The sequence below is a fragment of the Pseudomonas mandelii genome, from assembly GCF_024138395.1.
In the GTDB taxonomy this organism is placed as follows: Bacteria; Pseudomonadota; Gammaproteobacteria; order Pseudomonadales; family Pseudomonadaceae; genus Aquipseudomonas; species Aquipseudomonas mandelii_E.
Genome location: NZ_JAMYDU010000031.1, coordinates 1 through 25,652, shown reverse-complemented (window position 1 = coordinate 25,652; position 25,652 = coordinate 1). Strand labels below are relative to the sequence as shown.

General features: G+C 55.8%; 25 protein-coding genes. 13 read left to right on the top strand and 12 right to left on the bottom strand.

The genetic code is table 11. The features are described from left to right. Position 1 precedes the first annotated feature (1 nt). The 4 genes from NHU87_RS25995 to acs form a co-directional block, all read right to left on the bottom strand. A complete protein-coding gene (locus tag NHU87_RS25995; RefSeq protein WP_253553699.1) occupies positions 2 to 700 on the bottom strand; it encodes an ABC transporter permease in 699 nt (232 codons plus the stop codon). Continuing rightward, a complete protein-coding gene (locus NHU87_RS25990) occupies positions 697 to 1,386 on the bottom strand; it encodes an ABC transporter permease (RefSeq protein WP_253553697.1) in 690 nt (229 codons plus the stop codon). The genes NHU87_RS25995 and NHU87_RS25990 overlap by 4 nt, the downstream gene beginning before the upstream one ends. A 90-nt stretch (positions 1,387 to 1,476) precedes the next feature. After that, positions 1,477 to 2,250, bottom strand: coding sequence for an ABC transporter substrate-binding protein (locus NHU87_RS25985; RefSeq protein ID WP_253553694.1), 774 nt, complete (start codon positions 2,248 to 2,250; stop codon positions 1,477 to 1,479). 710 nt (positions 2,251 to 2,960) lie between these two features. Further along, positions 2,961 to 4,916: an acetate--CoA ligase gene (acs, locus tag NHU87_RS25980; RefSeq protein WP_253553691.1), complete on the bottom strand. Its 1,956-nt coding sequence runs from the start codon at positions 4,914 to 4,916 to the stop codon at positions 2,961 to 2,963. A 417-nt stretch (positions 4,917 to 5,333) separates the two neighbouring features. Here acs and NHU87_RS25975 point away from each other — a divergent pair, with 417 nt between their 5' ends. The 4 genes from NHU87_RS25975 to NHU87_RS25960 all read left to right on the top strand — a co-directional run bounded on the left by NHU87_RS25975 (position 5,334) and on the right by NHU87_RS25960 (position 8,876). Continuing rightward, entirely contained in the window at positions 5,334 to 5,594 is a 261-nt protein-coding gene (locus NHU87_RS25975; protein WP_253553688.1) for a DUF2790 domain-containing protein, read from the top strand. A gap of 232 nt (positions 5,595 to 5,826) precedes the next feature. Beyond that, positions 5,827 to 6,060, top strand: a complete 234-nt coding sequence (locus tag NHU87_RS25970; protein ID WP_253553685.1) for a hypothetical protein — start codon at positions 5,827 to 5,829, stop codon at positions 6,058 to 6,060. Positions 6,061 to 6,717: 657 nt separating this feature from the next. Further along, the gene (locus NHU87_RS25965; protein ID WP_007905373.1) at positions 6,718 to 7,968 is read left to right on the top strand and encodes a ribonucleotide-diphosphate reductase subunit beta; all 1,251 of its coding nucleotides are present in this window, start codon (positions 6,718 to 6,720) and stop codon (positions 7,966 to 7,968) included. Positions 7,969 to 8,330: 362 nt separating this feature from the next. Beyond that, positions 8,331 to 8,876 (top strand): BRO-N domain-containing protein, encoded by a 546-nt coding sequence (locus tag NHU87_RS25960; RefSeq protein ID WP_437180857.1) that lies wholly within the window; start codon positions 8,331 to 8,333, stop codon positions 8,874 to 8,876. 77 nt (positions 8,877 to 8,953) lie between these two features. On the opposite strand, the gene NHU87_RS25955 is transcribed toward NHU87_RS25960, so the two are convergent. Continuing rightward, positions 8,954 to 10,234, bottom strand: a complete 1,281-nt coding sequence (locus NHU87_RS25955; RefSeq protein ID WP_253553682.1) for an McrC family protein — start codon at positions 10,232 to 10,234, stop codon at positions 8,954 to 8,956. Further along, positions 10,231 to 11,790 carry an McrB family protein gene (locus NHU87_RS25950; RefSeq protein ID WP_253553679.1) on the bottom strand — a complete coding sequence of 520 codons (1,560 nt, stop codon included), beginning with the start codon at positions 11,788 to 11,790 and terminating at the stop codon, positions 10,231 to 10,233. The genes NHU87_RS25955 and NHU87_RS25950 overlap by 4 nt, the downstream gene beginning before the upstream one ends. Before the next feature lie 252 nt (positions 11,791 to 12,042). On the opposite strand from NHU87_RS25950, the gene NHU87_RS25945 reads away from it, so the two are divergent. Next, positions 12,043 to 13,032, top strand: a complete 990-nt coding sequence (locus tag NHU87_RS25945; protein ID WP_253553676.1) for a hypothetical protein — start codon at positions 12,043 to 12,045, stop codon at positions 13,030 to 13,032. Between the two features lie 102 nt (positions 13,033 to 13,134). Here the strand turns inward: NHU87_RS25945 and NHU87_RS25940 are convergent, their stop codons facing one another. Together NHU87_RS25940 and NHU87_RS25935 are read right to left on the bottom strand one after the other, a co-directional pair. After that, positions 13,135 to 13,824 carry a DUF6933 domain-containing protein gene (locus tag NHU87_RS25940; RefSeq protein WP_253553673.1) on the bottom strand — a complete coding sequence of 230 codons (690 nt, stop codon included), beginning with the start codon at positions 13,822 to 13,824 and terminating at the stop codon, positions 13,135 to 13,137. 165 nt (positions 13,825 to 13,989) lie between these two features. Beyond that, complete coding sequence (locus tag NHU87_RS25935; protein WP_253553670.1) at positions 13,990 to 14,808, bottom strand: sulfite exporter TauE/SafE family protein; 819 nt, start codon at positions 14,806 to 14,808, stop codon at positions 13,990 to 13,992. Between the two features lie 112 nt (positions 14,809 to 14,920). Between NHU87_RS25935 and NHU87_RS25930 the strand changes: the two genes are divergently transcribed. Continuing rightward, positions 14,921 to 15,688: an AraC family transcriptional regulator gene (locus NHU87_RS25930; protein ID WP_253553667.1), complete on the top strand. Its 768-nt coding sequence runs from the start codon at positions 14,921 to 14,923 to the stop codon at positions 15,686 to 15,688. Positions 15,689 to 15,823: 135 nt separating this feature from the next. Here NHU87_RS25930 and bglX read toward each other — a convergent pair whose 3' ends face one another. Next, positions 15,824 to 18,052 carry a beta-glucosidase BglX gene (gene bglX / locus NHU87_RS25925; protein ID WP_437180859.1) on the bottom strand — a complete coding sequence of 743 codons (2,229 nt, stop codon included), beginning with the start codon at positions 18,050 to 18,052 and terminating at the stop codon, positions 15,824 to 15,826. 339 nt (positions 18,053 to 18,391) lie between these two features. Here bglX and NHU87_RS25920 point away from each other — a divergent pair, with 339 nt between their 5' ends. Continuing rightward, positions 18,392 to 18,709 (top strand): helix-turn-helix domain-containing protein, encoded by a 318-nt coding sequence (locus NHU87_RS25920; RefSeq protein ID WP_253553661.1) that lies wholly within the window; start codon positions 18,392 to 18,394, stop codon positions 18,707 to 18,709. 11 nt (positions 18,710 to 18,720) lie between these two features. Then, positions 18,721 to 18,981, top strand: a complete 261-nt coding sequence (locus tag NHU87_RS25915) for an XRE family transcriptional regulator (RefSeq protein ID WP_253553658.1) — start codon at positions 18,721 to 18,723, stop codon at positions 18,979 to 18,981. Positions 18,982 to 19,221: 240 nt separating this feature from the next. Here the strand turns inward: NHU87_RS25915 and NHU87_RS25910 are convergent, their stop codons facing one another. After that, on the bottom strand, positions 19,222 to 20,280 hold the full coding sequence (locus NHU87_RS25910) for an MBL fold metallo-hydrolase (RefSeq protein WP_253553655.1): 1,059 nt from the start codon (positions 20,278 to 20,280) through the stop codon (positions 19,222 to 19,224). A gap of 211 nt (positions 20,281 to 20,491) precedes the next feature. Here NHU87_RS25910 and NHU87_RS25905 point away from each other — a divergent pair, with 211 nt between their 5' ends. Then, positions 20,492 to 21,100 (top strand): TetR/AcrR family transcriptional regulator, encoded by a 609-nt coding sequence (locus tag NHU87_RS25905; protein ID WP_253553652.1) that lies wholly within the window; start codon positions 20,492 to 20,494, stop codon positions 21,098 to 21,100. A gap of 142 nt (positions 21,101 to 21,242) precedes the next feature. Here NHU87_RS25905 and NHU87_RS25900 read toward each other — a convergent pair whose 3' ends face one another. Then, positions 21,243 to 22,184 (bottom strand): LysR family transcriptional regulator, encoded by a 942-nt coding sequence (locus NHU87_RS25900; RefSeq protein WP_253553649.1) that lies wholly within the window; start codon positions 22,182 to 22,184, stop codon positions 21,243 to 21,245. A 15-nt stretch (positions 22,185 to 22,199) separates the two neighbouring features. Here NHU87_RS25900 and NHU87_RS25895 point away from each other — a divergent pair, with 15 nt between their 5' ends. Then, positions 22,200 to 22,907 carry a CTP synthase C-terminal region-related (seleno)protein gene (locus NHU87_RS25895; RefSeq protein WP_253553647.1) on the top strand — a complete coding sequence of 236 codons (708 nt, stop codon included), beginning with the start codon at positions 22,200 to 22,202 and terminating at the stop codon, positions 22,905 to 22,907. Continuing rightward, positions 22,904 to 23,227, top strand: a complete 324-nt coding sequence (locus NHU87_RS25890) for an antibiotic biosynthesis monooxygenase family protein (RefSeq protein ID WP_253553645.1) — start codon at positions 22,904 to 22,906, stop codon at positions 23,225 to 23,227. Before NHU87_RS25895 ends, NHU87_RS25890 begins: the two co-directional genes overlap by 4 nt. A 117-nt stretch (positions 23,228 to 23,344) precedes the next feature. Here the strand turns inward: NHU87_RS25890 and NHU87_RS25885 are convergent, their stop codons facing one another. Then, positions 23,345 to 23,671, bottom strand: a complete 327-nt coding sequence (locus NHU87_RS25885; protein ID WP_253553643.1) for a DUF2025 family protein — start codon at positions 23,669 to 23,671, stop codon at positions 23,345 to 23,347. Positions 23,672 to 23,906: 235 nt separating this feature from the next. Between NHU87_RS25885 and NHU87_RS25880 the strand changes: the two genes are divergently transcribed. Beyond that, complete coding sequence (locus NHU87_RS25880) at positions 23,907 to 25,034, top strand: glycerophosphodiester phosphodiesterase (protein ID WP_253553641.1); 1,128 nt, start codon at positions 23,907 to 23,909, stop codon at positions 25,032 to 25,034. Between the two features lie 181 nt (positions 25,035 to 25,215). Further along, entirely contained in the window at positions 25,216 to 25,521 is a 306-nt protein-coding gene (locus tag NHU87_RS25875) for a PepSY domain-containing protein (protein WP_253553639.1), read from the top strand. Positions 25,522 to 25,652 lie beyond the last annotated feature (131 nt).

Below are 25,652 nucleotides of genomic sequence, written 5' to 3'. Positions count from 1 at the left end.
ATCAGTGCTTCCGCGGGGCCAGATAGCCCAGCCAGCGGTGCTCGGCCATTTTGAACAGGCGCACCAGAATGAACGTCAGGCACAGGTAGAACACGCCGGCGGTGATGTAGGCTTCGAACGGCAAGTAGAACTGAGCGTTGACCGTGCGCGCGGCACCGGTGATGTCGATCAGGGTCACGATGGACGCCAGACTGGTGGTCTGCAGCATCATGATCACTTCGTTGCTGTACTGCGGCAACGCCCGGCGCAGGGCCGATGGCAGCAGGATGCGCTTGTACATCTTGAAGCGCGACATGCCCATCGCTTTCGCGGCTTCGATCTCGCCATTCGGCGTGGCGCGCAGGCTGCCGGCGATGATTTCCGCGGTGTAGGCGCTGGTGTTGATGGCGAAGGCCAGGCACGCACAGAAGGTCGCGCTGGACAACCAAGGCCACATGAAGCTTTCCCGCACGGCTTCGAATTGCGCCAGTCCGTAGTAGATCAAAAACAGCTGCACCAGCATCGGCGTGCCGCGGATCACGTAGGTGAAGAGCCAGGCCGACATGTTGACGGCGGCATTCTTCGAGACGCGCATCAGCCCCAACGGCAACGCCGCCAACAGACCGAAGAACAGCGACAGCGCGAGCAATTTGAGGGTGGTCACCAGGCCGCCGAAGTACAGCGGCAGTGCCTCCCAAATGACGTTGTAGTCGAAGATCATAGATCAGCCGCCCTTACGCCTACCGAGTAGCGCTTCTCAAGGTGACGCAATGCCAGCAACGAGACGCTGGTAATCACCAGGTACATCGCCGCCACTGCGAGGAAGAAGGTGAAAGGCTCGCGGGTAGCATCAGCCGCCTGCTTGGCCTTGAACATCATGTCTTGCAGACCGACCACCGAAATCAGCGCGGTCGCCTTGGTCAATACCAGCCAGTTGTTGGTGAAGCCCGGAATCGCCAGACGAATCATCTGCGGCACCAACACCCGGAAAAACACCTGAAAACTGCTCATGCCGTACGCCATGCCGGCTTCTGCCTGCCCCTTCGGGATCGCCATGAAGGCGCCACGGAAGGTTTCCGACAGGTACGCACCAAAGATGAAGCCCAGGGTGCCAATACCGGCGGCCAACGGGTTCAGGTCGATGTAGTCGTCATAGCCGAGCATCGGCGCGACGCGGTTGAGCAGGTCCTGACCGCCGTAGAAAATCAGCAGGATCAGCACCAGATCGGGAATACCGCGGATCACCGTGGAATACAGATCGCCTAGCCGGGCCAGCCAGCGAATCGGCGACAGACGCAGCGAAACGCCGATCAGACCCAGAACGATGGCCAAGACCATGGACGACAAGGCGAGCTGAAGCGTCAGCCATGCGCCATCGAGGATGACAGCCCCGTAGCCTTTCAACATGATTCAGGTCCTCGAAAGTTGGGATGAAAAAATGGCGCAAACCTCAGAGATCCTGTTGCTTGCGCCATTTCGGACGTGTTGCGCAGACGATTACTTGCCGTAGATATCGAAGGCGAAGTACTTGTCCTGGATTTGCTTGTACTTGCCGTTCTCACGAATGGCAGCGATCGCGGTGTTGATCTTGTCTTTCAGCGCGTCGCCCTTGCGAACCGCGATGCCTACGCCGTCGCCGAAGTATTTGACGTCGGTGAAGGCCGGACCCACGAACGCGAAACCTTTGCCGGCGTCGGTTTTCAGGAAACCGTCATCCAACAAGGTCGCGTCTGCCACGGTGCCGTCGAGGCGACCGGCGGCCACGTCGAGGTAGATTTCATTCTGCGAACCGTAAGGCTTGATCTCGGCACCCAATGGGGCCAGGACTTCGCGGGCGAAACGCTCGTGGATCGAACCACGTTGCACGCCGATATTCTTGCCCTTCAACTCAGCCAGGCTTTCGCTGACCTCAGTGCCAGCCTTCATGACCAGGCGAGCCGGGGTGTTGTAATACTTGTTGGTGAAGTCCACGGACTTCTTGCGATCTTCAGTGATCGACATGGACGACAGGATCGCGTCGATCTTGCGCACTTTTAGTGCCGGGATCAGGCCGTCGAACTCTTGCTCGACCCATACGCACTTGACCTTCATCTCTTCGCACAGGGCGTTGCCGATGTCGTAGTCGAAACCGACGATGCTGCCGTCCGGCGCTTTGGAGGCGAACGGAGGGTAAGCTGCTTCGATACCGATTTTTACGGGCTTGTCATCGGCGAAGGTCGGCAGGGACAGCACGGACAGTGCCAGGGCGCCAAGCAGCACAAGTTTCTTCATCTTGGGACTCCATCGGTAAAGGGCAAAAACGGCAGAGTGAGCGACAGCCCAATATGCGAATGGGTTAAACAGCAAAGCGGTGCTGCGTCCTGGAACGCGTGCGCTGAATTCAACATTGATTTCACTCATTGATTTCAACGCAGGCAACGACGAGCGAGTGATCGGCATTCTAACGACAGGCCCGAAGCCGATATTTCTTCAATGCGACAACAAATTACAGATGCACCGAGAATGCCGCTTGAGCGCGTTGACAGCCTTGCAATTTCATGCAAGAGCAAAAGACAGTGAACCGATCTATATTGCAAATTGCGGGCCCATTATTGGCAAACCCTTCTAATCCGGCAAGCGCAGCGTTGTGTCTTATTTTTCATGCCGGGTTGAGAGGCCCTGAAACAGGGCTTTGCGTTTCCCAATGCCTCGTTGCCGGGCGCAGGGTTACATATTCGGTTACTTGAAGGGTGATGGGTAACAGTGGGAATTGGCCTACGGGGGAAGCCGATAATTATTGGGCGTCTGATAGATCGCCTTCGCGGGCAAGCCTCGCTCCTACAGGATTGAGTCGATCAAAATTGGCGAAACACAACCCTGTAGGAGCGAGGCTTGCCCGCGAAGAGGCCCGCACAGCCGCCGACGCTCCCAACCTGATCACATGAAAAAAACCCCACCAGACTCAACACCTGGCGGGGCTTCGATGACTCAGGAATCGGCGCTTAGGCGACGTTCATGGTCTTGTGCGTATCAATCAAATGCTGCACCACCCCCGGATCCGCCAAGGTCGAAATATCCCCCAACCCATCGTATTCCGCCGTGGCAATCTTGCGCAGAATGCGGCGCATGATCTTGCCCGAACGGGTTTTCGGCAGCCCCGGCGCCCACTGAATCACATCCGGCGAAGCAATCGGACCGATCTCTTTACGCACCCAGTTTTTCAGTTCCAGGCGCAGTTGCTCGCTCGGCTCTTCGCCACCGATCAACGTGACATAGACATAGATGCCCTGCCCCTTGATGTCATGCGGCACACCGACCACCGCCGCTTCGGCGACTTTCGGGTGAGCGACCATCGCGCTTTCGATCTCGGCGGTGCCCATGCGGTGCCCGGAAACGTTAAGCACGTCATCCACACGCCCGGTGATCCAGTAGTAACCGTCCTCGTCACGACGCGCACCGTCACCGGTGAAGTACATGCCACGGAAGGTCTTGAAGTAGGTGTCGACGAAACGGTCATGGTCGCCATACAGCGTGCGCGCCTGGCCTGGCCACGAATCGAGAATCACCAGGTTGCCCTCGGCAACGCCCTCGATGATGTTACCGAGGTTGTCCACCAGCGCTGGCACCACGCCGAAGAACGGACGTGCCGCCGAACCCGGCTTGAGCGCGTGAGCACCCGGTAGCGGGCTCATCATGTTGCCGCCGGTTTCGGTCTGCCACCAGGTATCGACGATCGGGCAACGGGATTGACCGACATTCTTGTAGTACCAGTCCCACGCTTCCGGGTTGATCGGTTCACCGACCGAACCCAGCAGACGCAAGCTGCTGCCGTCAGCGCCTTCAACAGCGGCCTTGCCCGACGCCATCATTGCGCGAATCGCGGTAGGCGCCGTGTAGAGGATGTTGACCTTGTGCTTGTCGACGATCTTCGCCACCCGGGTGATGTCCGGATAGTTCGGCACGCCTTCGAACAGCAGCGTCGTCGCGCCATTGGCCAGCGGACCGTAGACGATGTAACTGTGGCCGGTGACCCAGCCGACGTCGGCGGTACACCAGTAGATTTCGCCCGGACGGTAGTCGAACACCCGCTCATGGGTCATCGCCGCATACAGCAGGTAACCGCCGGTGGTGTGTTGCACGCCCTTCGGCTTGCCGGTGGAACCGGAGGTATAAAGGATGAACAGCGCTTCTTCGGCGCCCATCTCTTTCGGCGCGCAAACGGTGCCCGCCACTTTCATCAGGTCTTCGTACCAGATGTCGCGATGCTGGTTCCACTTGATGTCGCCACCGGTGCGCTGGCACACGATGACTTTCTGAATGCTGCTGGTTTCCGGGTTGGTCAGCGCATCATCGACGTTGGCCTTGAGCGGAATCTTCTTGCCGGCACGAATGCCTTCGTCAGCAGTGATCACCACTTTGGATTTGCAGTCGATGATGCGACCGGCCAGGGCTTCCGGCGAGAAACCGCCGAACACCACCGAATGAATCGCGCCGATCCGGGTGCAGGCCAGCATGGCGACCACGGCTTCGGGGATCATCGGCATATAGATCGTCACCACGTCGCCGCGGTGCACATCCTGGCCGCGCAAGGCGTTGGCGAACTTGCAGACTTGTTCGTGCAGCTCGCGGTAGGTGATGTTGCGGCTTTCGGCAGGGTTATCCCCTTCCCAAATAATCGCGATTTGATCGCCGCGCTCGGCCAGATGACGGTCGAGGCAGTTGTAGGAAACGTTCAGCGTGCCGTCGGCGAACCATTTGATGTCGACATGGTGATCGTCGAAGGACGTCTGCTTCACCGTGGTGAAAGGCTTGATCCAGTCGAGGCGCTTGGCTTGTTCACGCCAGAAACCGTCCGGGTTGACGACCGACTGCTGGTACATGGCCTTATAGGTGGCCTCGTCAGTCAGCGTGTTGGCTGCTACCTCGGGACGAACGGGATACAAAGAAGCCGCACTCATCTTTCTTACCTCGGTGGAATAGTTGTTTTTGTATGGCCCCAGTTGTAGCCGGGCGGGGCCTATAGAACCATTCGACGATGGTAGTAACAAGCCCCTACAAATTATCGTGACAAGAACAAAACAGGGTCTCTAATACAACGCCGCCCCCTGTAGGAGCGAGGCTTGCCCGCGAAGAACGATAACGCGGTCTGCCTGAAAAACGCCGATTGTTACGAAAACTGTCAAAGGTGTTTATCAAAAGCACGCCTATATGCGCGCCACCCCCAGGCCTAAAATCGGTCTCGCCAACACGGCAACGCGATTAACCCAGTTGCAGCCCCCACGAAGGCAGTTAATCCAAGACTCTTTATTAAAGCTCCACACGCAATCCCAAAAAGATTGCGTGACCCCATTCGACCTCAGAAAGGTAAATCTCAAATGAAAGCTTTATTGGTTCTGGCCCTCAGCAGTCTGTGCGCAACCGCCATGGCAGATGAGGCCCCGGCTGATGTCGCACAGCAGCAGCCAGTCGAGGAATACACCTACTCCACCCACCTGGACATCGCCAAAGTCATATCGATGAGCGAAATCCCGAATGTCTGCGAAGTGGTTCCGGCCAAAATGGAATACGACGACTCCAAAGGTCAGCGGCACATTCTGCGCTACAGCGTCATGGGCAACGGCTGCTCCAACGGCTGATCCGCCCGCAACCCTCAACCCCGGCGCCCACGACCCCTGTAGGAGCTGCCGCAGGCTGCGATCTTTTGATCTTTTCCCCAAAGCTCACCATTAAAGACAGAGGAACCGCTTACCAAACAGATCGACTAAATAGATTGTTTTAAGCATTTATTTGCACTTTTTAATCAAATTATTTGGCGTAGGATGAATTCCACCCAAGGCATACAACGCCAACAAACCTGGAGCCACCACCATGAAAACCAAACTGATCCTCGCCCTGACCCTTTCCGTCCTGGCCGCCAACACCTTCGCCGCCGATGGCTACGACCGCACTGGTTCGGCTGCTTTCACCGAAGCCGCTGTCGCTTCCGACGGTTACGACCACACTGGTTCGGCGTCTTTCGCTTCTGATGGCTTCGATCACACCGGCGCTGCCAAAGTCGCTGCCGATGGTTCTGACCACGTAGGTGCCGCTCGTTTCAGCTGAAAATTGAACGTGACCTCATAGCCCGACTTCGGTCGGGCTTAGTTGTGTCTGAAGTGGTCAAAAATCGACCAAAACCACTACATGTAGTAAAAAACGCCGTTTCTGGTTGTTTTTTGAGCAACTCATTCCAAGAACATTTTCAACCAAAAACTGCACACAATCTCGCCCACAAAAACGTTTCCCCTCCCCTGAAAGCCCCGCCCCACCTGGCTCGGGACACAACCGCAGAGCGTAACGACGCCAACACCCCGTCCTCACCGTCAAAAACCAGCCAAAACAACCCAAAAAAAAACTTCCTCCGCCAAAGCCCTGTAAACCCTCGCTCCAACCTGAAAACGCCCCTCGCCGACCGCTCCGGGTGCCATTTCGCCGCACCACGGGGCTGAAAATTTCCTTATAATGCGGACTTAAACGGGGCTGCAATATTCCCTTACAGGGGTGAAAAGCCAGTCTGAAGCCCACGCGGAAGCGACTCACGTTTTCTGCGCCCATTAGTGGCTTCAGAACACCCGTACAAAATTCTGTTTATTGCCTGCGTTGTACCGCTGCAAAAAACGATTTCCTTTAGATCCAACGCGGCCAGAAACGGCTGTGTGAAAAACCAACCTATCAGTTTTCACACGGGCAATCTGGCCCTCACGCAGGAGACGACACGTCATGCTGAGCTGGGACGAATTCGACAAAGAAGACAGCGGCGAGACCGTGGTAAAAGGCGCCAACGCCGGCCACGCGACTGAAGCCAACATGGACCGACTCGACACCGCTGGTGGTGTCGCCGCTCAAGAAGCTCGCGCTGTTACCGCGACCGACTCTGCCGCAATCGCCCGTGCCAAAGCTGCCCTGGACACCCTCGACGTCGCCGAAGGCCTCGCCGAACTCGAAGGCGCCTCCGCCCGTGTAGCTGTCGATGAAAAGCGCATGATCAATTGCCGCGCCGACCTCAACCAACTCGTACCGTTCAAGTACGACTGGGCCTGGCAGAAGTATCTAGACGGTTGCGCAAACCACTGGATGCCGCAAGAAGTCAACATGACCGCCGACATCGCCCTCTGGAAAGACCCGGAAGGCCTGACCGACGACGAGCGCCGCATCGTGATGCGCAACCTCGGCTTCTTCTCCACCGCCGACTCCCTGGTTGCCAACAACCTGGTCCTGGCTGTGTACCGCCTGATCACCAACCCGGAATGCCGCCAGTACATCCTGCGCCAGGCCTTCGAAGAGGCGATCCACACCCACGCCTACCAGTACTGCATCGAATCGCTGGCCATGGATGAAGGCGAGATCTTCAACATGTACCACGAGATCCCATCGGTCGCGAAAAAAGCCACCTGGGGCCTGAAATACACCCGTTCGATCTCCGATCCGAAGTTCGAAACCGGCACAGTCGAAACCGACAAAGAGCTGCTGCGCAACCTGATCGCCTACTACTGCGTTCTGGAAGGCATCTTCTTCTACTGCGGCTTCACCCAAATCCTCTCCATGGGCCGCCGCAACAAAATGACCGGCGTCGCCGAGCAGTTCCAATACATCCTGCGCGACGAATCCATGCACCTGAACTTCGGCATCGACGTGATCAACCAGATCAAAATCGAAAACCCGCACTTGTGGGATGCCGAGATGAAGGAAGAAGCTTCGCAGATGATCCTGCAAGGTACTCAGCTGGAGATTGAATACGCGCGGGATACCATGCCTCGTGGGGTGTTGGGCATGAATGCGGCGATGATGGAGGATTATCTGAAGTTTATTGCTAACCGTCGGTTGTCGCAGATTGGTTTGAAGGAAGAGTATCCGGGGACTACGAACCCGTTCCCTTGGATGAGCGAGATCATGGACTTGAAGAAAGAGAAGAATTTCTTTGAGACTCGGGTTATTGAGTATCAGACTGGTGGTGCGCTTAGCTGGGATTGATTTCCAAGCTCACCGCGATTTGAATGATAGCGATCTGAATCGTCAAATCGAAAAGCTGAAAGCCCCGACCTGATCGGGGCTTTTTTATTGAACGGAAATAATTTTTTATCCCTACATAACGCCGCTAAATCTCCTACAGAACTTACGGCTGCTTCCGTATTGATGACTATTCAAAGCACCTCTAAGCTCCATTGCAGGTGCCTAAGAAACGCCCAACGTAGAAAGCTTGGTCAATCACAGATTCGCAATTCACCCTTTGGTGGTTTGTCGTTGGAATGTGACGGCTTTGCTCGTTGGGATTTTTTAATTCCACTCTACGTTGGGTCTGGCCCTGCCCCCTTAATACGTAGAGGTCACGGATTATGTCCACTCAACTCGCATCCAGAAATTTATCAACACCAATGAACGACGAGTGGGAGCCTCTCGCATCCACCCTTTTCACTCGCCACGAAATTCATCTCCACGCCCTACTCTTCGAAAACCAAGCCTGGTTTTGCGCACGCGATATAGGGCGGTTGATGGGTAAGTATCTGGATGAACGAATGTCCCGAAAACTCGATACGGATCAGCGACGGATGTTACTAGTACACGCTCACGGGGCAGCAGAGGAACGACTGATGCTCAGCGAATCGGGCGTGTATGCATTACTGGTTTATCACTATTGCCCGGAATATCGCTCACTACGGGAATGGCTGACGCATCAGGTTGTAGCTGCACTACGTGACGCAAGACCAGCGCAGACAGGTGAGCGTCCGACCTTGAGCGTTTTGGATTGGCCACAGATGCAACTGAGCTTGCTGCATTGGCAGAATGAACCATGGATTCGGATGCGGGACATGCCTTGCATCCTGCTGACCCAACCGCAAACCTCTTGGTGGAGGAAAGCTTCACGGCTATTTCTATTTTAGAAAGCCACTAAAGATGGGTGCAGCTTTCTGCACCCATTGATTGGGAGCGTTGAGCATCACGCCGACTGTTCACTCGATTACAACTGCTGAGAGTGAAGCGGGAACCCTTCAGGAGCTCCTAACAATACCCCACGTTCCATATCAAACGGCAGCACCCAAAGCTTGAGTTGCGGTGCAAATTCGAATACCTGCAACGGCGCATCAAACGCAGATCGTCTTGGATAAATCAGCACCAACTCCCCCTCGCCCGCTAGGTATTTGTGGCCATAAGCGAACAACTGATAAAAATCGGACTGCTTCAAACCGTAGCTTTTATCCTCAGCGGAAGAACTCAACCGCTTCCATTTTGTGTCTAGCACCCAGCGTTTATTCTGATGGTGAACCATCAAATCCGGCCGTAATTGAAAGAAGTTTTTGCCTTTGTGCTGACACAAACATTCACTGCGGGCTTGAGTTTGAAGGCGAGCGTCTTGCAGCAAATCTCTGTCAAGACTCGCAGCTACATAGCGCTCAAACAGCTTCTCCATAGGAAACAACAAGCTCATGCCATGCCACTCCCCGGCGACCGCCAAAGGCATCCGTTGCTTGATAATCAGCTCGCACCAGGGCTTCACTAGCACGTAGTGCGCCATCAGTCGCTCGCTGCTCCATTGGTTGAAATCCTGCTGCACATTGCGGTGTGTAGGAACCTCTAACAACACACTTCTTAACTCGTGAGCCAGACGCCAGTTACCAGCATCTTTTGTTGCTTTGCAGACCTCATCTAGCGCGAATTTGAGTAAGCGGTTTTCTGGTCGGTCGGGCAAATAGATATCGTGTCGAATCTGGAAATGGTGCTGGCGTCCAGGGGGTTGGCGCATTTGCTTTACCACATCCAATTGACCACGTAGGAACCGTTGTTCCTCCTCTACGCGCTGATAGTCAAAGCGTAGACCTCGTTTGATCAAGTGATCCAGAGCAAGTAGGAATCGGCCCATGATCCATTCGCTCAACGGTGCATTGAAATTTTGTAGATCAGCCGCGCCGACGTCACGAGTAGGCAAATTTAAAGAGGCTTGGATCATGCGCCTCAATAAAGCTCTGCTCTGCTTGATGCAGTCTTCACGCTCAAAATGTTTGGGGAGAATTTCAAGACGAGTGCCGCAGGGTGTTTCCAACACCCCGACGTAGTTATCGAGTTTTAGTAAACGACGACTCTCAAGCTGAATCAGCGCAGCACCAGTGTTGCTGAATGAAGCATTTAATTTGCACAACCAATCAAAGGCTGAAGCTGATACCTGAGCAAGATCCAACGTCGGTTCAGTGATTTTATCTGTCGTGAGCCTCGCGTACTCACGAACCGTGATGACGGGTTTCACACCGCCGCTCCTTTCAATGCGCTGATAACGGCCGCACCAAGATGGCGAGTATTAAACTCACGACCACTTGCATGGTGTGTTGTCAGACCATGCGCTGCGGCGAGCTCTCGCAAAATAGGTTTAGAAGGGCTGACGATCTTCCCAGACTTTAAAACCTCGATTGATCCGCTTTCAAGCTGACGAACCTGAATGTCGTCTTTTCCAGCTTCGATAGCCTCCTGGACCTTTGGAGGTACTGCTTGGTGATCAATGACACCCCAAAAAGACTCAATCCGAGCAAAGGCATCCTCGTTGATAAGCCATTGGTTATTTTGGTTAGTCAGCACCACTTGATCGCCAAACAAAGATCCTGAGCTGAATAGCGGCTGCTCGATAAAGCGGTTTTCAGGGTCCTTCCGATGATCGTTAAGGACCCACTGAATCCGTAGCCAATCTTCGAAAAAATACTCTTGCAGCAATGGGAGCACTTGCTCGCGAAAGATTTGGCCCAATCGTTCCAGCGTTGGCTCACTCTCTAACGGCATGAAATACGCGTGCCCTAAGCAATGATCTCGGTCTAACAGCATCTCAATTCGTTGATTCATCACTATTAGGAGTTGAGCAATATTGAGTTCCCCCACGGTGACGTCTTTCAGCAGCTCAGGCTTAGGCGGCATTTCGCGGAACGTGAAACGACGACGCAGCGCGATATCTAGACCAGCCAATGAACGATCAGCGGTGTTCATCGTGCCAATGAGGTAGACATTGCTTGGAACGCTGAAATGATCCTTCGAATACGGAAGCGTCACCGTCAATGCCTCATCAGCTCCGGCGCGCTTGGACGGTTCGATTAACGTAATCAGCTCACCGAAAATTCGAGAAATATTGCCCCGATTTATTTCGTCGATGATAAGTACGCGTGCATTGCTGGATTGGGCTGTTGCCTTGACCTCAGCGCGATCAGATGGAGCATCCAAAATGCGCTCGACCAAAACAGGCAAAATATTGTTGTAGCCATTGATCAGAAATGGCTCCAGCTTAGTTTCTGAGATCTTGTCAAAAACCAGCTTGTTGCGAATATCTGAGACGGTTAACCGCCCTGCGCGCACATACTCAGCGAGCGTGTTAAGAATACTCATCCCAATCGGTAGTTCTTTACCATTGGGTTTAACCAAGCTTAGCAACTCAACGGATGCACTCGTGACGATGTATCCCGAGCCAAATGACTCCCCCTTTTGAAATAGAACACCAGGGCTCTTTACCTTGGCTATGGCAGGGTTACACAATTTTTTTAACACGCCATCGACTACGGCATACCGCAGTTGCCCATCCTCCCCGCTTTCCGCACGTAGACCTTCGACAAAGTCCTCGTAGCTGAAGCTTTGATGAAACGTAACGAACTCGATATGCCTATCTGCAGCAAGCTCATCAAAGCGCTTCTTCAGAGCAACCCGATTGTCTTTGTTGGCCTGAAGAAACTCAGGAGCAAGAATTTCCAACGCAACCTCGATGGTCGCGTATGTCTTACCGGTTCCCGGTGGGCCAAACAAGATTTGGTTAAGTGCAGGCGAAGTCATCGAGTCGCTATCCTTGCTACGTGAGCAAAATGGCATCGCGGGTGCACCTCGACCACAGTCGCTACGGCTCGTAGGAACCGAAACTCAACGTAGGAAATAGCGCACAGCCGCAGGAAAATAATCCTACAACGGTAACCACATTGCTATCACGGGTAAAGCCGCACAGATAAGTAGGTCGAATTGCATAAAAAACTGTGCAGGACGAGAGCTTAGCGATTATAAAAACGAACCCTTTGAAGAGCCCGATACCCAATGAAATTCGACCTCGCCTACTGCCTCAGCCTCGACGACAAGCTGTCGATCTATGACGTGCGCGATTTGAATTTCGACGAGACGATGGAGTTCGATTCCGCCAAGGAGCATTTCCAGTGCCCCAACGATGCCTGCCGTTCGGCGTTCGATACGACCAACGTGCTGGGGACGTTCAACGCCAAGAATGTGAATTACGTGCGCACGCCGCACTTCAAGAACATTCCCAGCACGCGGCATGTCGAGGGTTGTCCTTATGTCAGCCTGAAGACGCCGGCGTCTGGCCTGGAGGCGGATGGTGCGGAATCGGATGACAGTCGGGAGGAGCATTTCCCGTCGGAGTTGCTGCTGACTCGGCGTGAGTATGTGCGTAAGCCGTCTACCCCGGCGGTAGCGGCGGATGTTATGCGCGATGAGCCGCGAGAGCCTTCAGGGGCCAGTAACGTCGAGCACACGAGCCGAGAGTCGGCGCCGGACAAGACCAGTGTCTTCGCCCATCCGGTGGAGTGTTTTGTGTCGAACTTCGAGGACAAGGAGCTGCTCAAGCGCATGCCGCTAAAGATTGGCGAGCACACGGCGCCTTATGGGACGTTTTTCAAGAAGATCGAGTATCTGCAGGACAACAAGGGGCTGATTTACTGGGGCAAGATCAAGGAGATCAAGGATTACACCCAGAGCTTTCGCATCGATTTCGAACAGAAGGTCTGGTTCAAGCAAGCGGACGAGGCGAAGAAGAAGCCTTACTCGGTCAACGTTTACCTGAGCAAGAAGCTGATCGACAACTACCGCAAGCGCAAAGCGTTTCTGGAGGAGATCAAGCATGCCGTCGACAGTGAGGCGCAGTTGTATTGTTTCTTTTATGGGGTGACGCCGGAGTTGAAGCAGGTGCCCAGCAAGAAAAACCCCGAACAGACGTTCGGGGTGTTCAGTGCGAATATTGAGAACCTGGATCACTTCATTATTCGTGAATCGCCGGGGTTGGTGCTGAAGTAATCGATCTGGCATGCCTAGGTAAAATTTTATAGGCAATTATAGAGCGATTATAGAAAGGCCCGAGATCGTCGCATCGCGGGCATTTGCTGGATATTCAGGGTTTCAACCTTCCCGCAACTGACTCTCCAGATCCCTGATTTCCTGCTTCACCTCTTTACGCCGATCACGTGCAGCCTGAATAACTTGCTCATCCCGCCCGCAGTATGTGCGTAACCAGTGCGCCATCATTTCCTCGCTCGGATAGTAAGAGTCTTTATGATCTTTACTGCCTCTGAGGAAATCGTTCATCTGCGCGTCGAAGCGGCCGGCCGCATACTCATCCGGCGGTAAGGTGCCCCACTCTGCGGCGCAGTCCTGGAAGAACCAGGCGATATCTTCTATGTGCTTTTGCGCACCGCGATGTCGGCGTTTGTATAGCCGGTACTCGCGATTGCTTTCCTCAAAGCGCTCCATCATCGGCTCATCTTCGACCCAGCGAAGAATGTCGTGCTGCCCCGCATGATGGATCAGGCCATTGATCCATCGCTCGGAAAACCGATGAACAAAACCCTCGACGTCAGCCTTTTTAGCGTCGGCGAAGATCATGCAATAACGGGTTTGCACATGGATGACGAATAACACGTGCTTGCGTTGGACGGTGATGGCGTGGACCAGCCACTGTTCGGTGGACTCACCTTGCTCATCGTCCTCAATGGTGGGCGATGGCGGTTTTTCCACTGGGCTGACTTTTTTACCCTTGTGCACGCGACTGAAGAAGTTGCTGGCCGCTTCGGTGCAGTTGAAGATCAGCATCCTTGGTCCTTTGATTAATAAGGTTATGTCGCTCAGTCCGGTCGCTCAATCTCTTCAACCCACTCAAGCTCGTAAGGCTGAGGAGGATCGACATGACTTTCTACTGCGTGAAATCTTGAACAGTGCGAAGGCCTATTCTTGCGAATAAGCCAACGGATTCCAACCTTACTTGGCGCACATACTCAACATCACCAAAACCAGCAGACCAATATATACCCGCGCATGCACCCGATCCGGTATCCGCCCGATCCACGGTGTGGCCAGCCGGATGCCTATCATCGATCCGGCAGTCAGCACCGCAAACGCCAACACATCCACATAACCGACAAACCACGACCCCAGATCAAACTCGGTAAAACCCGCCATGGCCATGTAAGTCAGCGTCCCGGCCAGCGCGACAGGCAAGCTCAACGGATTGGCCATGGACGTCGCCTGAGACATGCTCAGCCCACAACGGCGCAACATTGGCACGGTCATGACGCTGCCGCCTACGCCGAGAAACGTGGCGATGGTGCCGATGCCTACACCGCCGCCGGACACTTCTGCCCTGCCCAACCGTCGTGGAATTACGGCGTCAGACTGTGTGAGAAAACCGCGCCTGAGCAGGCAGTCCAGAATTGTCACGCCAAGGTAGGCGATGAAGGCATAGCGAATCAGCTTGCCACTCGCCCACATCGCTGCAACCGCTCCGACGATCGCGCCCAGGCCGATGAACCCGCCCAATGGCCACAGATAATGACGAATGAGATTACCGGCGTGGTGATGCTTTGCGGTGGCGATCAGGGCGTTGACGATCATCACGCAGGTCGAGGTGGCCACGGCGATGTGCATCGCCGATTGACTGATGGGGTCGTCGGCACCGTGGCTGGCCGTGAGCATGCGGTACAGCAAGGGCACGACGACGAAGCCGCCGCCGAAGCCGAACAGCACGGCGGTGACGCCGGTCATGCAGCCGAAGAGTGCCAGCAAGAGGTAGAAGAGCATCGCGCATCGTCCGTTGGTTGAGAGTGGTCGACGATAGAGCGATGGGGCTTGGCCTGCTTCAGCAAGTCAGCCAATAATGTTTGCGTTTACGCCAACCGCTGGATACCGCTCGATGCGCAATGTTTCGATTGATTTGCTGGACGCTACACCACGGACGGTGGTGGCTATCGGCACGGATTACCCCGACGGTCGTCTGTTGCCGCGCCATACCCACCGGCGGGCGCAGTTGTTGTACGGCGCCACCGGGGTGATGCAGGTAAGTACGCACGACGGCAATTGGGTGGTGCCGCCGCAGCGCGCGGTGTGGATTCCGCCGGGGGTGGCGCATGAGGTGTTGATGCTGGGGGTGAGCACGCGCAGCTTGTACATCGAACCGGGGGCGGTTGATTTGGGCAATCGCTGCCAGGTGATCAGTGTTTCGCTGTTGATGCGGCATTTGTTGATGGAGGCGGTGGAGGTTGCGCTGGAGTATGACGAGGCCGGGCGCGACGGTGCGCTGATCGATTTGCTGCTGTATGAACTGGCTCGTAGTGCTCATTTGCCGTTGCACATTCCATTGCCTGTCGATATGCGGTTGCTTGGGTTGTGTCAGATGTTTCTGCGGCAACCGAACGCTCACCAATCGCCGCAGCAATGGGCTGATCAGTTGCATATCAGTTTGCGTACTTTTAATCGGCTGTTTCGCCAACAGACTGGATTGAGTTTCAGCCAATGGCGGCAGCGGGCTTGTGTGGTGCTGGCTTTGGCGCGGCTGGCGGTGGGCACGCCGGTAACGCGGATTGCTTTGGATTTTGGTTACGACAGCCCGGGGGCGTTCTCGACGATGTTTCGTCGGGTGCTGGGGCAAGCACCGTCCGTTTGGTTGGAAGGGACGAAATAGCGAGCTCGCGGCAAGCGCAGATCCTGTAGGAGCGAGGCTTGCCCGCGAAGAATGCACCGCGGTTTTTCAGGTATTACGCGTCATCGTTCTTCGCGGGCAAGCCTCGCTCCTACAGGTTTTCTTTACTGATCGGCCTTAACCACTGCCTTGTTCTGACAGCAACTCAAAACTCTGCTCCTTCACATCCTGAGAATCCAGACCGATTTGCACCCGGAACTCCCCCGGCTCGGCGACGTGTTCCAACTGAGCGTTGAAGAACTTCAAGTCGTTCTCGTTAATGCTGAAATGGACCGCTTTCTCCTCTCCGGCCTTGAGCATGATTTTTTGAAAGTTCTTCAGTTCTTTGACCGGCCGGCTGACGGATGCGACGACGTCGCGGATGTACAGTTGAACCACGGTTTCGCCGTCACGCTGGCCGATGTTCTTCACCATGACGCTGGCCACGAGATTATCGGTCTTGCTCAGGGTGGCCGAAGACAGGGCCATGTCGGTCAGGCTGAAGTCGGTATAACTCAGCCCGTAGCCGAAGGGATAAAGCGGCCCATGGGTTTGATCGAAATATTGCGACGTGTAGTTGCGAAGCGCACCCGGCAGGTAGGGGCGACCGGTGTTCAAGTGGCTGTAGTAATTGGGGATCTGCCCCACGGAGCGTGGAAAGGTGATGGGTAATTTGCCGGACGGGTTGTAGTCGCCGAACAACACATCGGCAACGGCGTTGCCTCCTTCAGAGCCGCTGTACCAGGTTTCCAGAATCGCATCGGCCTGTTTATGCTCCTTGCCAATAGAAAGTGGCCGGCCGTTCATCAAGACCAGTACCAGTGGCTTGCCGGTGGCTTTCAGGGCGGTAATCAATTCACTCTGGCGCCCCGGCAGATCGAGGCTGGTTCGACTGGCCGCTTCATGAGACATGCTGCGGGGCTCGCCCACCACCGCAATCACAACATCGGCTTGCTGTGCGACCTTGACCGCTTCGTCAATCATTTCTGCTGCCGGACGAGGGTCGTTTTCGATTTTGGACACGCCCTGGTATTCCAGGTATTTAACGACTTCCTGATCCTCCTCGAGATTGGCGCCTCGGGCATAGATCAGCGAGCCTTGGTTCATTGCGCTTTTCAGCCCGTCGTAGATCGTCACCGATTGCTCGGCCACGCCGCTTGCAGACCAACTGCCCATGATGTCGACGGTACTTTTTGCCAACGGGCCGATGAGCGCAATCACGCCCTCTTTTTTCAGCGGCAAGAGCCCGTTTTCATTCTTCAACAGGACCAATGTCTTGCGTGCCACCTCACGGGCCTGCGCTCTGTGCAGACGGTGTTCGGCATTGTTGTCAGCGGGGTCTTCACTGGCAACGCCGATGCGCCGGTAAGGGTCTTCGAACAGCCCCATGTCGTACTTGGCCCCCAGCACTTCGCGCACCGCGTTATCGATATTGCTTTGGGAAACAGCGCCGGATTCAAGCAGGCCGGGTAGCTCCGGACCGTAGGAGAAGTCGTTCATGCTCATATCAACGCCGGCCTTGATCGCGAGCCTGGCCGCTTCGCGGTGATTTTTCGCAACACCATGCTGAACCAGATCGTTTATCCCGTTATGGTCGCTGATGACCAATCCCTTGAAGCCCCATGCCTTGCGCAGCAGGTCTTGCATCAACCATGCATTGGAAGCGGCTGGCACACCATTTATCGAGTTGAGCGCCACCATCATCGCCCCCGCGCCACCCTCAATGGCCGAACGATAAGGTGGCAGGTAATCCTGGTGCATTCTGGCCAGGCCCATATCGACGCTGTTGTAGTCGCGTCCACCCTCCACAGCCCCATACAACGCAAAGTGTTTGGCGCTGGCCATGATGCTGTCGGGTGCATTCGGGCTTGTGCCCTGGTAGGCCTGAACCATCGCTTTGGCAATGCGCGAAACCAGGTAGGTGTCTTCGCCGAAACCTTCGGAGGTGCGCCCCCAACGAGGATCCCGGGCGATATCTATCATCGGGGCGAAGGTCATATCGATACCGTCCGCACTGGCTTCTTTTGCGGCGATTCGACCGCTTAATTCGATAGCGCCGATATCCCAGCTGGAGGCCAACGCCAGGCCAATGGGGAAAATGGTTCGATGGCCGTGGATCACGTCCCAGCCGAAAAACATCGGTATTTTCAAGCGGCTTTGTTGAGCAGCGTCTTGCATAGGTCGGTTTACGTAACGGCTTACAGAACCGTAGGTACCACCGATTCGCCCGGCGGCGATCTCTTCGCGTATCTTTTCGGGCGTCATCTTTTCATCAATAGCGATCAGCCGCAGTTGGCCGATTTTTTCCTCCAGGGTCATTTGATTTATCAGGTTGCTGACAAAGGCCTCTTTGCTCAACGATGCCATATCAGCCACGACGGGCAGACTTGTAAAACCGATCAGGGCACATAACAGACGTAGTCTTTTCATGATTCCCTTCCCCGCATAACGCTGTGACGAACTGCGTCATAAACGCCACCTTTCCTTGTATTGAAAATCAGAAAGCTGACGTTCAATCGTTGCTGCTGAGGGGAGTTGAAAGCCTTGAGCTTTCAGGGTCCCGCATAGAAACAGCGTAGTCGCTCCGAAGCTCCTGCCTGAGCGAAAAAATTGAATCGATCAAAAAATGAGTTTGATCCGGGCTCAAAACAACTGTACAAAAACACAGTACATTTTGAATCAGCACTCTCGAGCCCGGAGAACACCATGGCCACTCTTGCGATGAAAATCACCCTGGAACGTATCGCCCTCTTCCAGTTCACCCCCGCCCACTGTGCCCAGGCCCGAGCGATGCTGGGTTGGAGTATTGAAGAGTTATCCGAGGAGTCCGGGGTTTCCGTTGACGCCATTCTGCGCTTCGAGGCAGATCGCGATGTGCTGGATGTCACCCGGTTGGCGTTGGCGTATCGGTTTGAGTCGCAAGGTCTGGTGTTCTTTCCGGGATTTGCACCGGGCAGAGGGATGAATGTGCGAGGGTCGACACCGGATCCGGTGGGGCGGGCGGATTATGCAATGGTTGAGTGAGGTGTCAGCAGATGAATGAAATCGATGGAAGCAACAGTAGCGTTTATGACGCACTGGGTGATCCCGATGCTGGAAAGATGCGGGCCAAAGCCGAACACGTCATGAAGATTGGCTTGCTTCTCAAAACCGGTCGGCTGAGCAAGACCGAGGCTGCGCAAAGGCTCGGACTGTCTCAGGAAGAACTGGACGAAATACTGAGTGGAAAATTTCGCGATTTGACCGTGGCAAAGATCTCGAAATATCCAAACCTGCTACTGGAGGGACGCAGATAGATGGGTTGAGGAGTCCGGGCCGCGCGACATCCTCTTTGTAGCAGCTGGCGAAGCCTGCGTTCGGCTGCGCAGCAGTCGTGAATCCGGCTGACACGGTCTGCCTGACGTACCGCAATCTCTGATTTTACGACTGCTGCGCAGCCGAACGCAGGCTTCGCCAGCTGCTACACATTGCATTACGGCGTAACTGACCGGCAGGGCCGCTCCCACGGCAAGCGGCTCGGCAGCACAACATCAAGATCAAGCGTTCTGAGGCTCCATCGGGTCGCTGACACCTTCCAGCCCCAGCCACCAGGCGTGACCACGCTGCGGATCCATCACATGGAACGCCTCACCCATCTGCGGCGTGGTGATCAACACATTCCGCTCCCAGGCCAACGCCACAATACGGTCGAAGGGTTCGTACCAGGCGTGCATTGACAGGTCGAAGGTGCCGTTGTGGATTGGCAGCAACCAACGCCCTTCAAGGTCTATATGCGCTTGCAGGGTTTGCTCGGGCTGCATGTGAACGTGAGGCCACTCGACGTTGTAGGCGCCGGTTTCCATGAGCGTGAGGTCGAACGGGCCGTACTGTTCGCCGATGCGTTTGAAGCCATCGAAGTAGCCGCTGTCGCCACTGAAAAAGATCCGCGTGTCGCCATCGATCATCACCCACGACGCCCAAAGGGTGCTGTTGCCGTCGAACAACCCACGACCGGAAAAGTGTTGCGAAGGGGTGGCGATGAATTGAAGCCCATCGACCTCGGTGCTCTGCCACCAATCCAGTTGACGCACTTTGCTGGCATCGATACCCCATTTGATCAGGGTGTCGCCCACACCCAGCGGGGTAAGGAAGTACTGAGTTTTATCCGCCAGTTTGAGGACGGCCTGATAATCGAGGTGGTCGTAATGATCGTGGGACAGGATCACCGCTTCAATCGGCGGCAAGTCTTCGAGGCTGATCGGCGGCTGGTGGAAACGCTTGGGGCCGGCCCACTGCACCGGTGAAGCGCGTTCGGCGAAGACCGGGTCAGTGATCCAGAATTTGTCTTGCAATTTCAGCAGTACGGTTGAATGACCAAGGCGATAGACACTGTGGTTCGGCGCGGCGAGCAATGCAGCCTGGGTCAGGGTTTGCACTGGGACCGGGGCGGACGGCCGGGTGTCGCGCGGTTTGTGGAAGATGAAGTTCCACAGGATGCGCAAGGTTTTACGAAAGCCTTCGCGCTGCACAGGCGCATGGTTTCGGTACTGACCTTGGGCCTGACGAGAAGCTTCAGGCGTTGAGAGGTCATCCCGTGGGGAAGTTGAGGTGGCCATGACTGACTCCAGAAAAACCGCACGATTGACGGTTTTCCGCTTGGGACGATAAATGGCCAAAGCACGCACGCATCAGCCGCAGACTCTATTTCTTCCTGGGCAGGATTAACAAAACATTACACTGCACAGTGTAGTTTCAAGGTTGCATCAAAGCCGATCACAAGTAAACTTCCAAGTGTAATTCTCCACTTCTTCCTGCCTAAGCGTATTTATGACAGCTCCACAGCGCCTCACTGACCGTAAACGCGAAGCCATCATCCAGGCGGCGATTACCGAATTCCGTGCCAACGGTTTCGACATCACCAGCATGGACAAGATCGCCGCCACCGCTGGCGTGTCGAAGCGCACGGTGTACAACCATTTCCCGAGCAAGGAAGAGTTGTTCGCCGAAATTCTCAATCAATTGTGGGCACGGGTGACGGCCGAACAGGAAACGACTTACCGCCCTGACCTGCCCCTGCGCGATCAGTTGCGTCTGATGTTGCAGGCGAAGATGCAAATGCTGGCCGATGACAATTTTCTCGACCTGGCGCGAGTGGCGATCGCCGCCACCATCCATTCTCCCGAGCGTGCGCAGAACATGGTCGCCCGAATGGGTGAGCGCGAAGAAGGCGTGACGGTATGGATTCGTGCCGCTCAAGCCGATGGCCGATTGAAACCGGTCGCACCCGAATTCGCTGCGCAACAGGTTCAGGGATTGCTCAAGTCGTTTGCGTTCTGGCCGCAGATCTCGATGGGCCAGCCAGGCTTGTCACCCGAGATGCAGCACACCGTGGTGGAGTCGGCGCTGGACATGTTCCTTGCTTGTTATGAGCGCTGAACAGAGCTGCAAAAAATGACAATGTCCGCGGTTTTATCGCTGATCATTCGCCCTGCATAAAACACTGCAATGTGTTTCAGGATGAAACTGGCGCCGGGCTATAGCATCAACACTTCGTAGGCAAAGAGCCGCCGGATCCGACTCAAGGCCACTTCAACGCCCGCCCCAACTCATCGAACAACGTCACCACTGAGCGCAACGCGCGGCAGTCTGGGCGAGTGAGTAACCACAGTGCGGTGTCGTAACCGTGCAAGGGCTCGGTCAATGGTTGCAGTCCGTCACCAATGAGGAAGTCCGGCAACGCCGCAACACCCAGCCCGGCCCGCACCAACTCGGTCACCGATAACATGCTGTTGCAGCGATAGCTCGGTGTCACGCCAGGCAATTGTTGACGTCGCCAGGCGACGGTGGGGTGATCGGGCAGGAAGTCGTCTGGGGCGATCCAGGTCAATGCCGCCAAGTCGTGGGAATCAACCGATTGCAGATAGGCCGCGCTGGCACAGACCCGGTAGGAAATATCCGCCAATCGCCGGCCAACCAAATGCTCGGGCGGTGTGCGGGTCAGTCGCAAGGCAATGTCGGCATCGCGACGGCTGAGATTGGCGAAGTCGTTGGAGGTGCAGAGTTCAATGGTCAACGCCGGGTAAGACGGCATGAACCGCGCCAGCGCCGGCAACAACAAACTTTGCAGGACTGAGTCGGTGCAGGTCAGGCGCACGGTGCCGCTGATAACTTCACCGCCCTGCTCCACGCCAATGCGCGCCGCCTCCAGCGCTTGTTCGGCGCGCTCAGCCTGCTGGGCCAGGCTTTGTGCCAGCGTAGTCGGCAGGTAACCGGCGCGGCTCTTTTCGAACAGTTGCTGGCCCAACGCGGCTTCCAGTCGGCGGACGGCGCGAAACACCGTCGAGACGTCAACTTTCAACAACGCCGAGGCCCGGGCCAGAGAGCCACCGCGCACCAGGGCGAGGATCAGGGACAGGTCCGGGTAGTCCAGTCGATAGTGCGCCGATGCATTGATCACTTGGGATAACGCCAATATTGATTGCGTGAACGCCAATCTATAGTGGGTGCCAGGAATCAACAAGCGTCGAGATCACTCATGGAAACCAACGCCATCCGCATCGCCCTGATCGGCGATTACGACCCACAGGTCACCGCTCACCAAGCGATTCCCGTCGCCCTCGGCATGGCCGCCGAACACTCAGGCAGAGACATACAGTTTCAATGGTTGGCCACCGACAGCATCAATGCCGATACGCCACTGGATGACTTCGATGGTTTCTGGTGCGTGCCCGCCAGCCCTTATCGCGACATGGACGGCGCGTTACGGGCGATCCGTTTTGCCCGCGAGCAGCAGCGACCTTTCCTCGGCACTTGCGGCGGTTTTCAGCACGCGGTACTCGAATTCGCCCGCAACGTTCTGGGTTGGAGCGATGCCGAACACGGCGAAACCTCGCCCGAGGCGACACGGGCATTACTCACGCCGCTGACCTGTTCGCTGGTGGAGGCTTTCGACAGCATTCATTTGGTTGAAGGCTCATTGATCGCCAAGGCGTACGAAAACGCTGAGATTCGCGAAGGATATCGCTGCCGTTATGGTGTGAATCCGGAGTTTGAAAAGGAGCTACTCAAACAACAGTTGCACGCGGTTGGCCACGATTCGGCGGGGGATCTGCGGGCGGTGGAGCTAAAAGATCATCCGTTCTTCGTCGCGACATTGTTCCAACCGGAACGTACTGCGCTCACGGGTATTCTGCCGCCGTTGGTTCGGGCCTTGATCGAGGCGTGTGCGAGGCAAAAATCATGATCGCCCAGACACCTGCAACACCTTACTACGCAGTGATTTTCACCTCGCTTCGCACCGACGGCGATCACGGTTACGAACAGGCCGCCGAACGCATGGTGGAACTGGCCCGGGAGCAACCCGGCTTCCTTGGCGTGGAATCGGCCCGGGGCGCGGATGGGCTTGGGATTACGGTGTCCTACTGGGATAGCGAAGCGGCGATCCTGGCCTGGAAATACCATCCCGAACACAGCGCGATTCGTGAGCGCGGGCGTTCGACCTGGTATTCGACATGTCATACGCGGGTGTGCAGGATTGAGCGGGCGTATGCGTTCAAACAATAAATGATGTGGTGTTCTTTAAATCGCCTTCGCGGGCAAGCCTCGCTCCTACAGGATTCAACACGACCTGTAGGAGCGAGGCTTGCCCGCGAAGAGGCCCGATCTGACACCACAAAATCCTCAACCCCGCACCAAACTCCTCACCGCCGAAATCTGCGGCACTTCCCGCCGGTTCATATACACCCGCAACGGTTCGGTGATGTTGATCCGGTCGTCGATGTTCTGGTCCAGCAGCAGCTGGATCAGTTCGCGTTTGAGCGTCATGGTCTGCCCGGGGCCGGGTGCCCAGACGAATTCACTGGTGGGGATGATGCCATCGTCGGCCACGTCCATGCCGAATGAGTCTTCGCTGAAACGAACGATGTATTGGCCGGTCTTGCGATTGAGGCCGACGAAGCCTTTGAGTTGGTCGGCGGCCTGGCAAATGAGCTGGGATGTGATGCGCATGATAAACCTCACAAAAGGTCGAAAAAGACCGGTGATCGATGGTTTACACGCAGGGCAAGCGAATGGATTTCCCTCTGCCGGGGAAATTACCGAGGCCAAGAGTACTGCAAAGAACCGCACAAAAGCGCTGAAAAATCTGCTTTAAACACATTTATGACGGTCCGGCGATAGCGCAAGCGGCGCTCAGTTGTTAAAAGATACGTCTTTGAAAACCCATCGCAAAAGGACTTCGACCATGCCTGTCACCTTCACCAAGAGCGCCTTGCTGCTGAGCCTGATGCTCGGCCTCGGCCAGGCACAGGCCGCCAGCGAGCCAAGCCCCACCGCACTGGCGACCCGTCTGGGCATTCCGCACCCGGCGGTGATCGCCCACCGCGGCGCGTCTTTCGATGCACCGGAATCCACCGCCGCGGCCTACAAATTGGCGCGCGATCTGGGTGTCGACTACCTGGAACTCGACCTGCAACGCAGCAAGGATGGCGTGCTGATCGCCCTGCACGACAACAACCTGCAACGCACCACCGATGTCGCCACTAAATTCCCTGAGCGCAAGGACAGCCTGGCCAACGAATTCACTATCGCCGAACTCAAAACACTGGATGCCGGCAGCTGGTTCAACCGCGCTTACCCGGATCGCGCGCGTCCGAGCTACGTGGGCCTGAAGATCCTGACCCTGGACGAAATCATCGACATCGCCCAGGGCAACCCGCTGCACAAGCCGGGCCTGTACATCGAAACCAAGGAGCCAAAACAGTTTCCCGGCATTGAGCGCGACCTCAAGGATAAATTGCAGGACCGCGGCTGGCTGAGCCCAACCGGTTCGAAACTGGCGAAGAGCAATTTGGCGGTCGGTCAGGGCAAAGGCAAAGTCGTGCTGCAAACTTTCGAGAAGAGCAGCCTCGAACTGCTTGAGAAGGAAATGCCGCAAGTGCCGAAAATCCTGCTGCTGTGGGTGGGCGAAGGCAGCATTGAGCCGAAATCCAAAGTGACGTTCGCCGAGTCCGGTGACAAGGATAAAGCGAGTTACTACGCCAGGCAGGAACCGAAAGACAAAGCCGAGTTTCAGCAATGGGTCGAATACGCCAAGGCTCAGGGCGCTATCGGTACCGGCCCTTCCGCCGCACTGACCAAGGGTGGCGATCAGAGCTATTCCGACCTGGTGAAACCGTGGATGAACCAGTACACCCACGATCAGGGCCTGCTGGTGCATGTCTACACTATCGACGATGCCGTGGATTACCAGAAAGTGACGGATGCCGGTGTCGATGGCATCTTCACCAACCGCGCCAGCGAATTGCTGAAGTTCTATAAGCGTCCGGCGGCGGCGAGCGTTGCGCAGTTGTTGCAGAACAACGGGTATTGATTCGAGACCGTGGCGCCTGCTTCGCGGGCAAGCCATGCTCCCACAGGTTTTTGCGCAGACCTTGTAGGAGCGAGGCTTGCCCGCGAAGCTTTTAAGCTGACGCTACAGGCAATTAAGGGTGAATTAAGTTGCGCGAGCTAACCTGATTCCACTTAAACAGCTCATCCAAGGAAAGAACTTCATGAAAACTTTAACTGCCCTGTTCACCGCTGCTGCCCTGACCCTCACCACTGGCCTGGCCCAGGCCGATGTTCGCGTCGACCAGATCCCTGAGTTGGTCAAGAGCGGCAAGATCAAACCCCTGGAAGAAATGAATCAGGCTGCCTTGAAGTTGCACCCAGGTGCCACGATTACCGACACCGACCTGGATAACCACTTCAACGGTTACGAATATGAAGTTGAACTGCGTATGGCTGACGGCACCGAGTGGGATGTGGACTTCGACGCTGCTACCGGCAAGGTTCTGAGCGACAAACAAGACAAGTGATTCATCTGCAAAAAAGCCGCACGATCTTCGGGTCGTGCGGCTTTTTTGCGTTAGGTGTCTCGTCCTGAATAAGGTTTACACCTTCTGACTTCTTATCAGGAAGGTGCAATGGATACGGGCGCAAAACGCAG

Excerpts from the sequence above, each read along its gene's own strand:
- NHU87_RS25995 (WP_253553699.1), bottom strand. The coding sequence starts at position 700 with ATGATCTTCGACTACAACGTCATTTGGGAGGCACTGCCGCTGTACTTC.
- NHU87_RS25990 (WP_253553697.1), bottom strand. The coding sequence starts at position 1,386 with ATGTTGAAAGGCTACGGGGCTGTCATCCTCGATGGCGCATGGCTGACG.
- NHU87_RS25985 (WP_253553694.1), bottom strand. The coding sequence starts at position 2,250 with ATGAAGAAACTTGTGCTGCTTGGCGCCCTGGCACTGTCCGTGCTGTCC.
- acs (WP_253553691.1), bottom strand. The coding sequence starts at position 4,916 with ATGAGTGCGGCTTCTTTGTATCCCGTTCGTCCCGAGGTAGCAGCCAAC.
- NHU87_RS25975 (WP_253553688.1), top strand. The coding sequence starts at position 5,334 with ATGAAAGCTTTATTGGTTCTGGCCCTCAGCAGTCTGTGCGCAACCGCC.
- NHU87_RS25970 (WP_253553685.1), top strand. The coding sequence starts at position 5,827 with ATGAAAACCAAACTGATCCTCGCCCTGACCCTTTCCGTCCTGGCCGCC.
- NHU87_RS25965 (WP_007905373.1), top strand. The coding sequence starts at position 6,718 with ATGCTGAGCTGGGACGAATTCGACAAAGAAGACAGCGGCGAGACCGTG.
- NHU87_RS25960 (WP_437180857.1), top strand. The coding sequence starts at position 8,331 with ATGTCCACTCAACTCGCATCCAGAAATTTATCAACACCAATGAACGAC.
- NHU87_RS25950 (WP_253553679.1), bottom strand. The coding sequence starts at position 11,790 with ATGACTTCGCCTGCACTTAACCAAATCTTGTTTGGCCCACCGGGAACC.
- NHU87_RS25945 (WP_253553676.1), top strand. The coding sequence starts at position 12,043 with ATGAAATTCGACCTCGCCTACTGCCTCAGCCTCGACGACAAGCTGTCG.
- NHU87_RS25940 (WP_253553673.1), bottom strand. The coding sequence starts at position 13,824 with ATGCTGATCTTCAACTGCACCGAAGCGGCCAGCAACTTCTTCAGTCGC.
- NHU87_RS25935 (WP_253553670.1), bottom strand. The coding sequence starts at position 14,808 with ATGCTCTTCTACCTCTTGCTGGCACTCTTCGGCTGCATGACCGGCGTC.
- NHU87_RS25930 (WP_253553667.1), top strand. The coding sequence starts at position 14,921 with ATGCGCAATGTTTCGATTGATTTGCTGGACGCTACACCACGGACGGTG.
- bglX (WP_437180859.1), bottom strand. The coding sequence starts at position 18,052 with ATGGCATCGTTGAGCAAAGAGGCCTTTGTCAGCAACCTGATAAATCAA.
- NHU87_RS25920 (WP_253553661.1), top strand. The coding sequence starts at position 18,392 with ATGGCCACTCTTGCGATGAAAATCACCCTGGAACGTATCGCCCTCTTC.
- NHU87_RS25915 (WP_253553658.1), top strand. The coding sequence starts at position 18,721 with ATGAATGAAATCGATGGAAGCAACAGTAGCGTTTATGACGCACTGGGT.
- NHU87_RS25910 (WP_253553655.1), bottom strand. The coding sequence starts at position 20,280 with ATGGCCACCTCAACTTCCCCACGGGATGACCTCTCAACGCCTGAAGCT.
- NHU87_RS25905 (WP_253553652.1), top strand. The coding sequence starts at position 20,492 with ATGACAGCTCCACAGCGCCTCACTGACCGTAAACGCGAAGCCATCATC.
- NHU87_RS25895 (WP_253553647.1), top strand. The coding sequence starts at position 22,200 with ATGGAAACCAACGCCATCCGCATCGCCCTGATCGGCGATTACGACCCA.
- NHU87_RS25890 (WP_253553645.1), top strand. The coding sequence starts at position 22,904 with ATGATCGCCCAGACACCTGCAACACCTTACTACGCAGTGATTTTCACC.
- NHU87_RS25885 (WP_253553643.1), bottom strand. The coding sequence starts at position 23,671 with ATGCGCATCACATCCCAGCTCATTTGCCAGGCCGCCGACCAACTCAAA.
- NHU87_RS25880 (WP_253553641.1), top strand. The coding sequence starts at position 23,907 with ATGCCTGTCACCTTCACCAAGAGCGCCTTGCTGCTGAGCCTGATGCTC.
- NHU87_RS25875 (WP_253553639.1), top strand. The coding sequence starts at position 25,216 with ATGAAAACTTTAACTGCCCTGTTCACCGCTGCTGCCCTGACCCTCACC.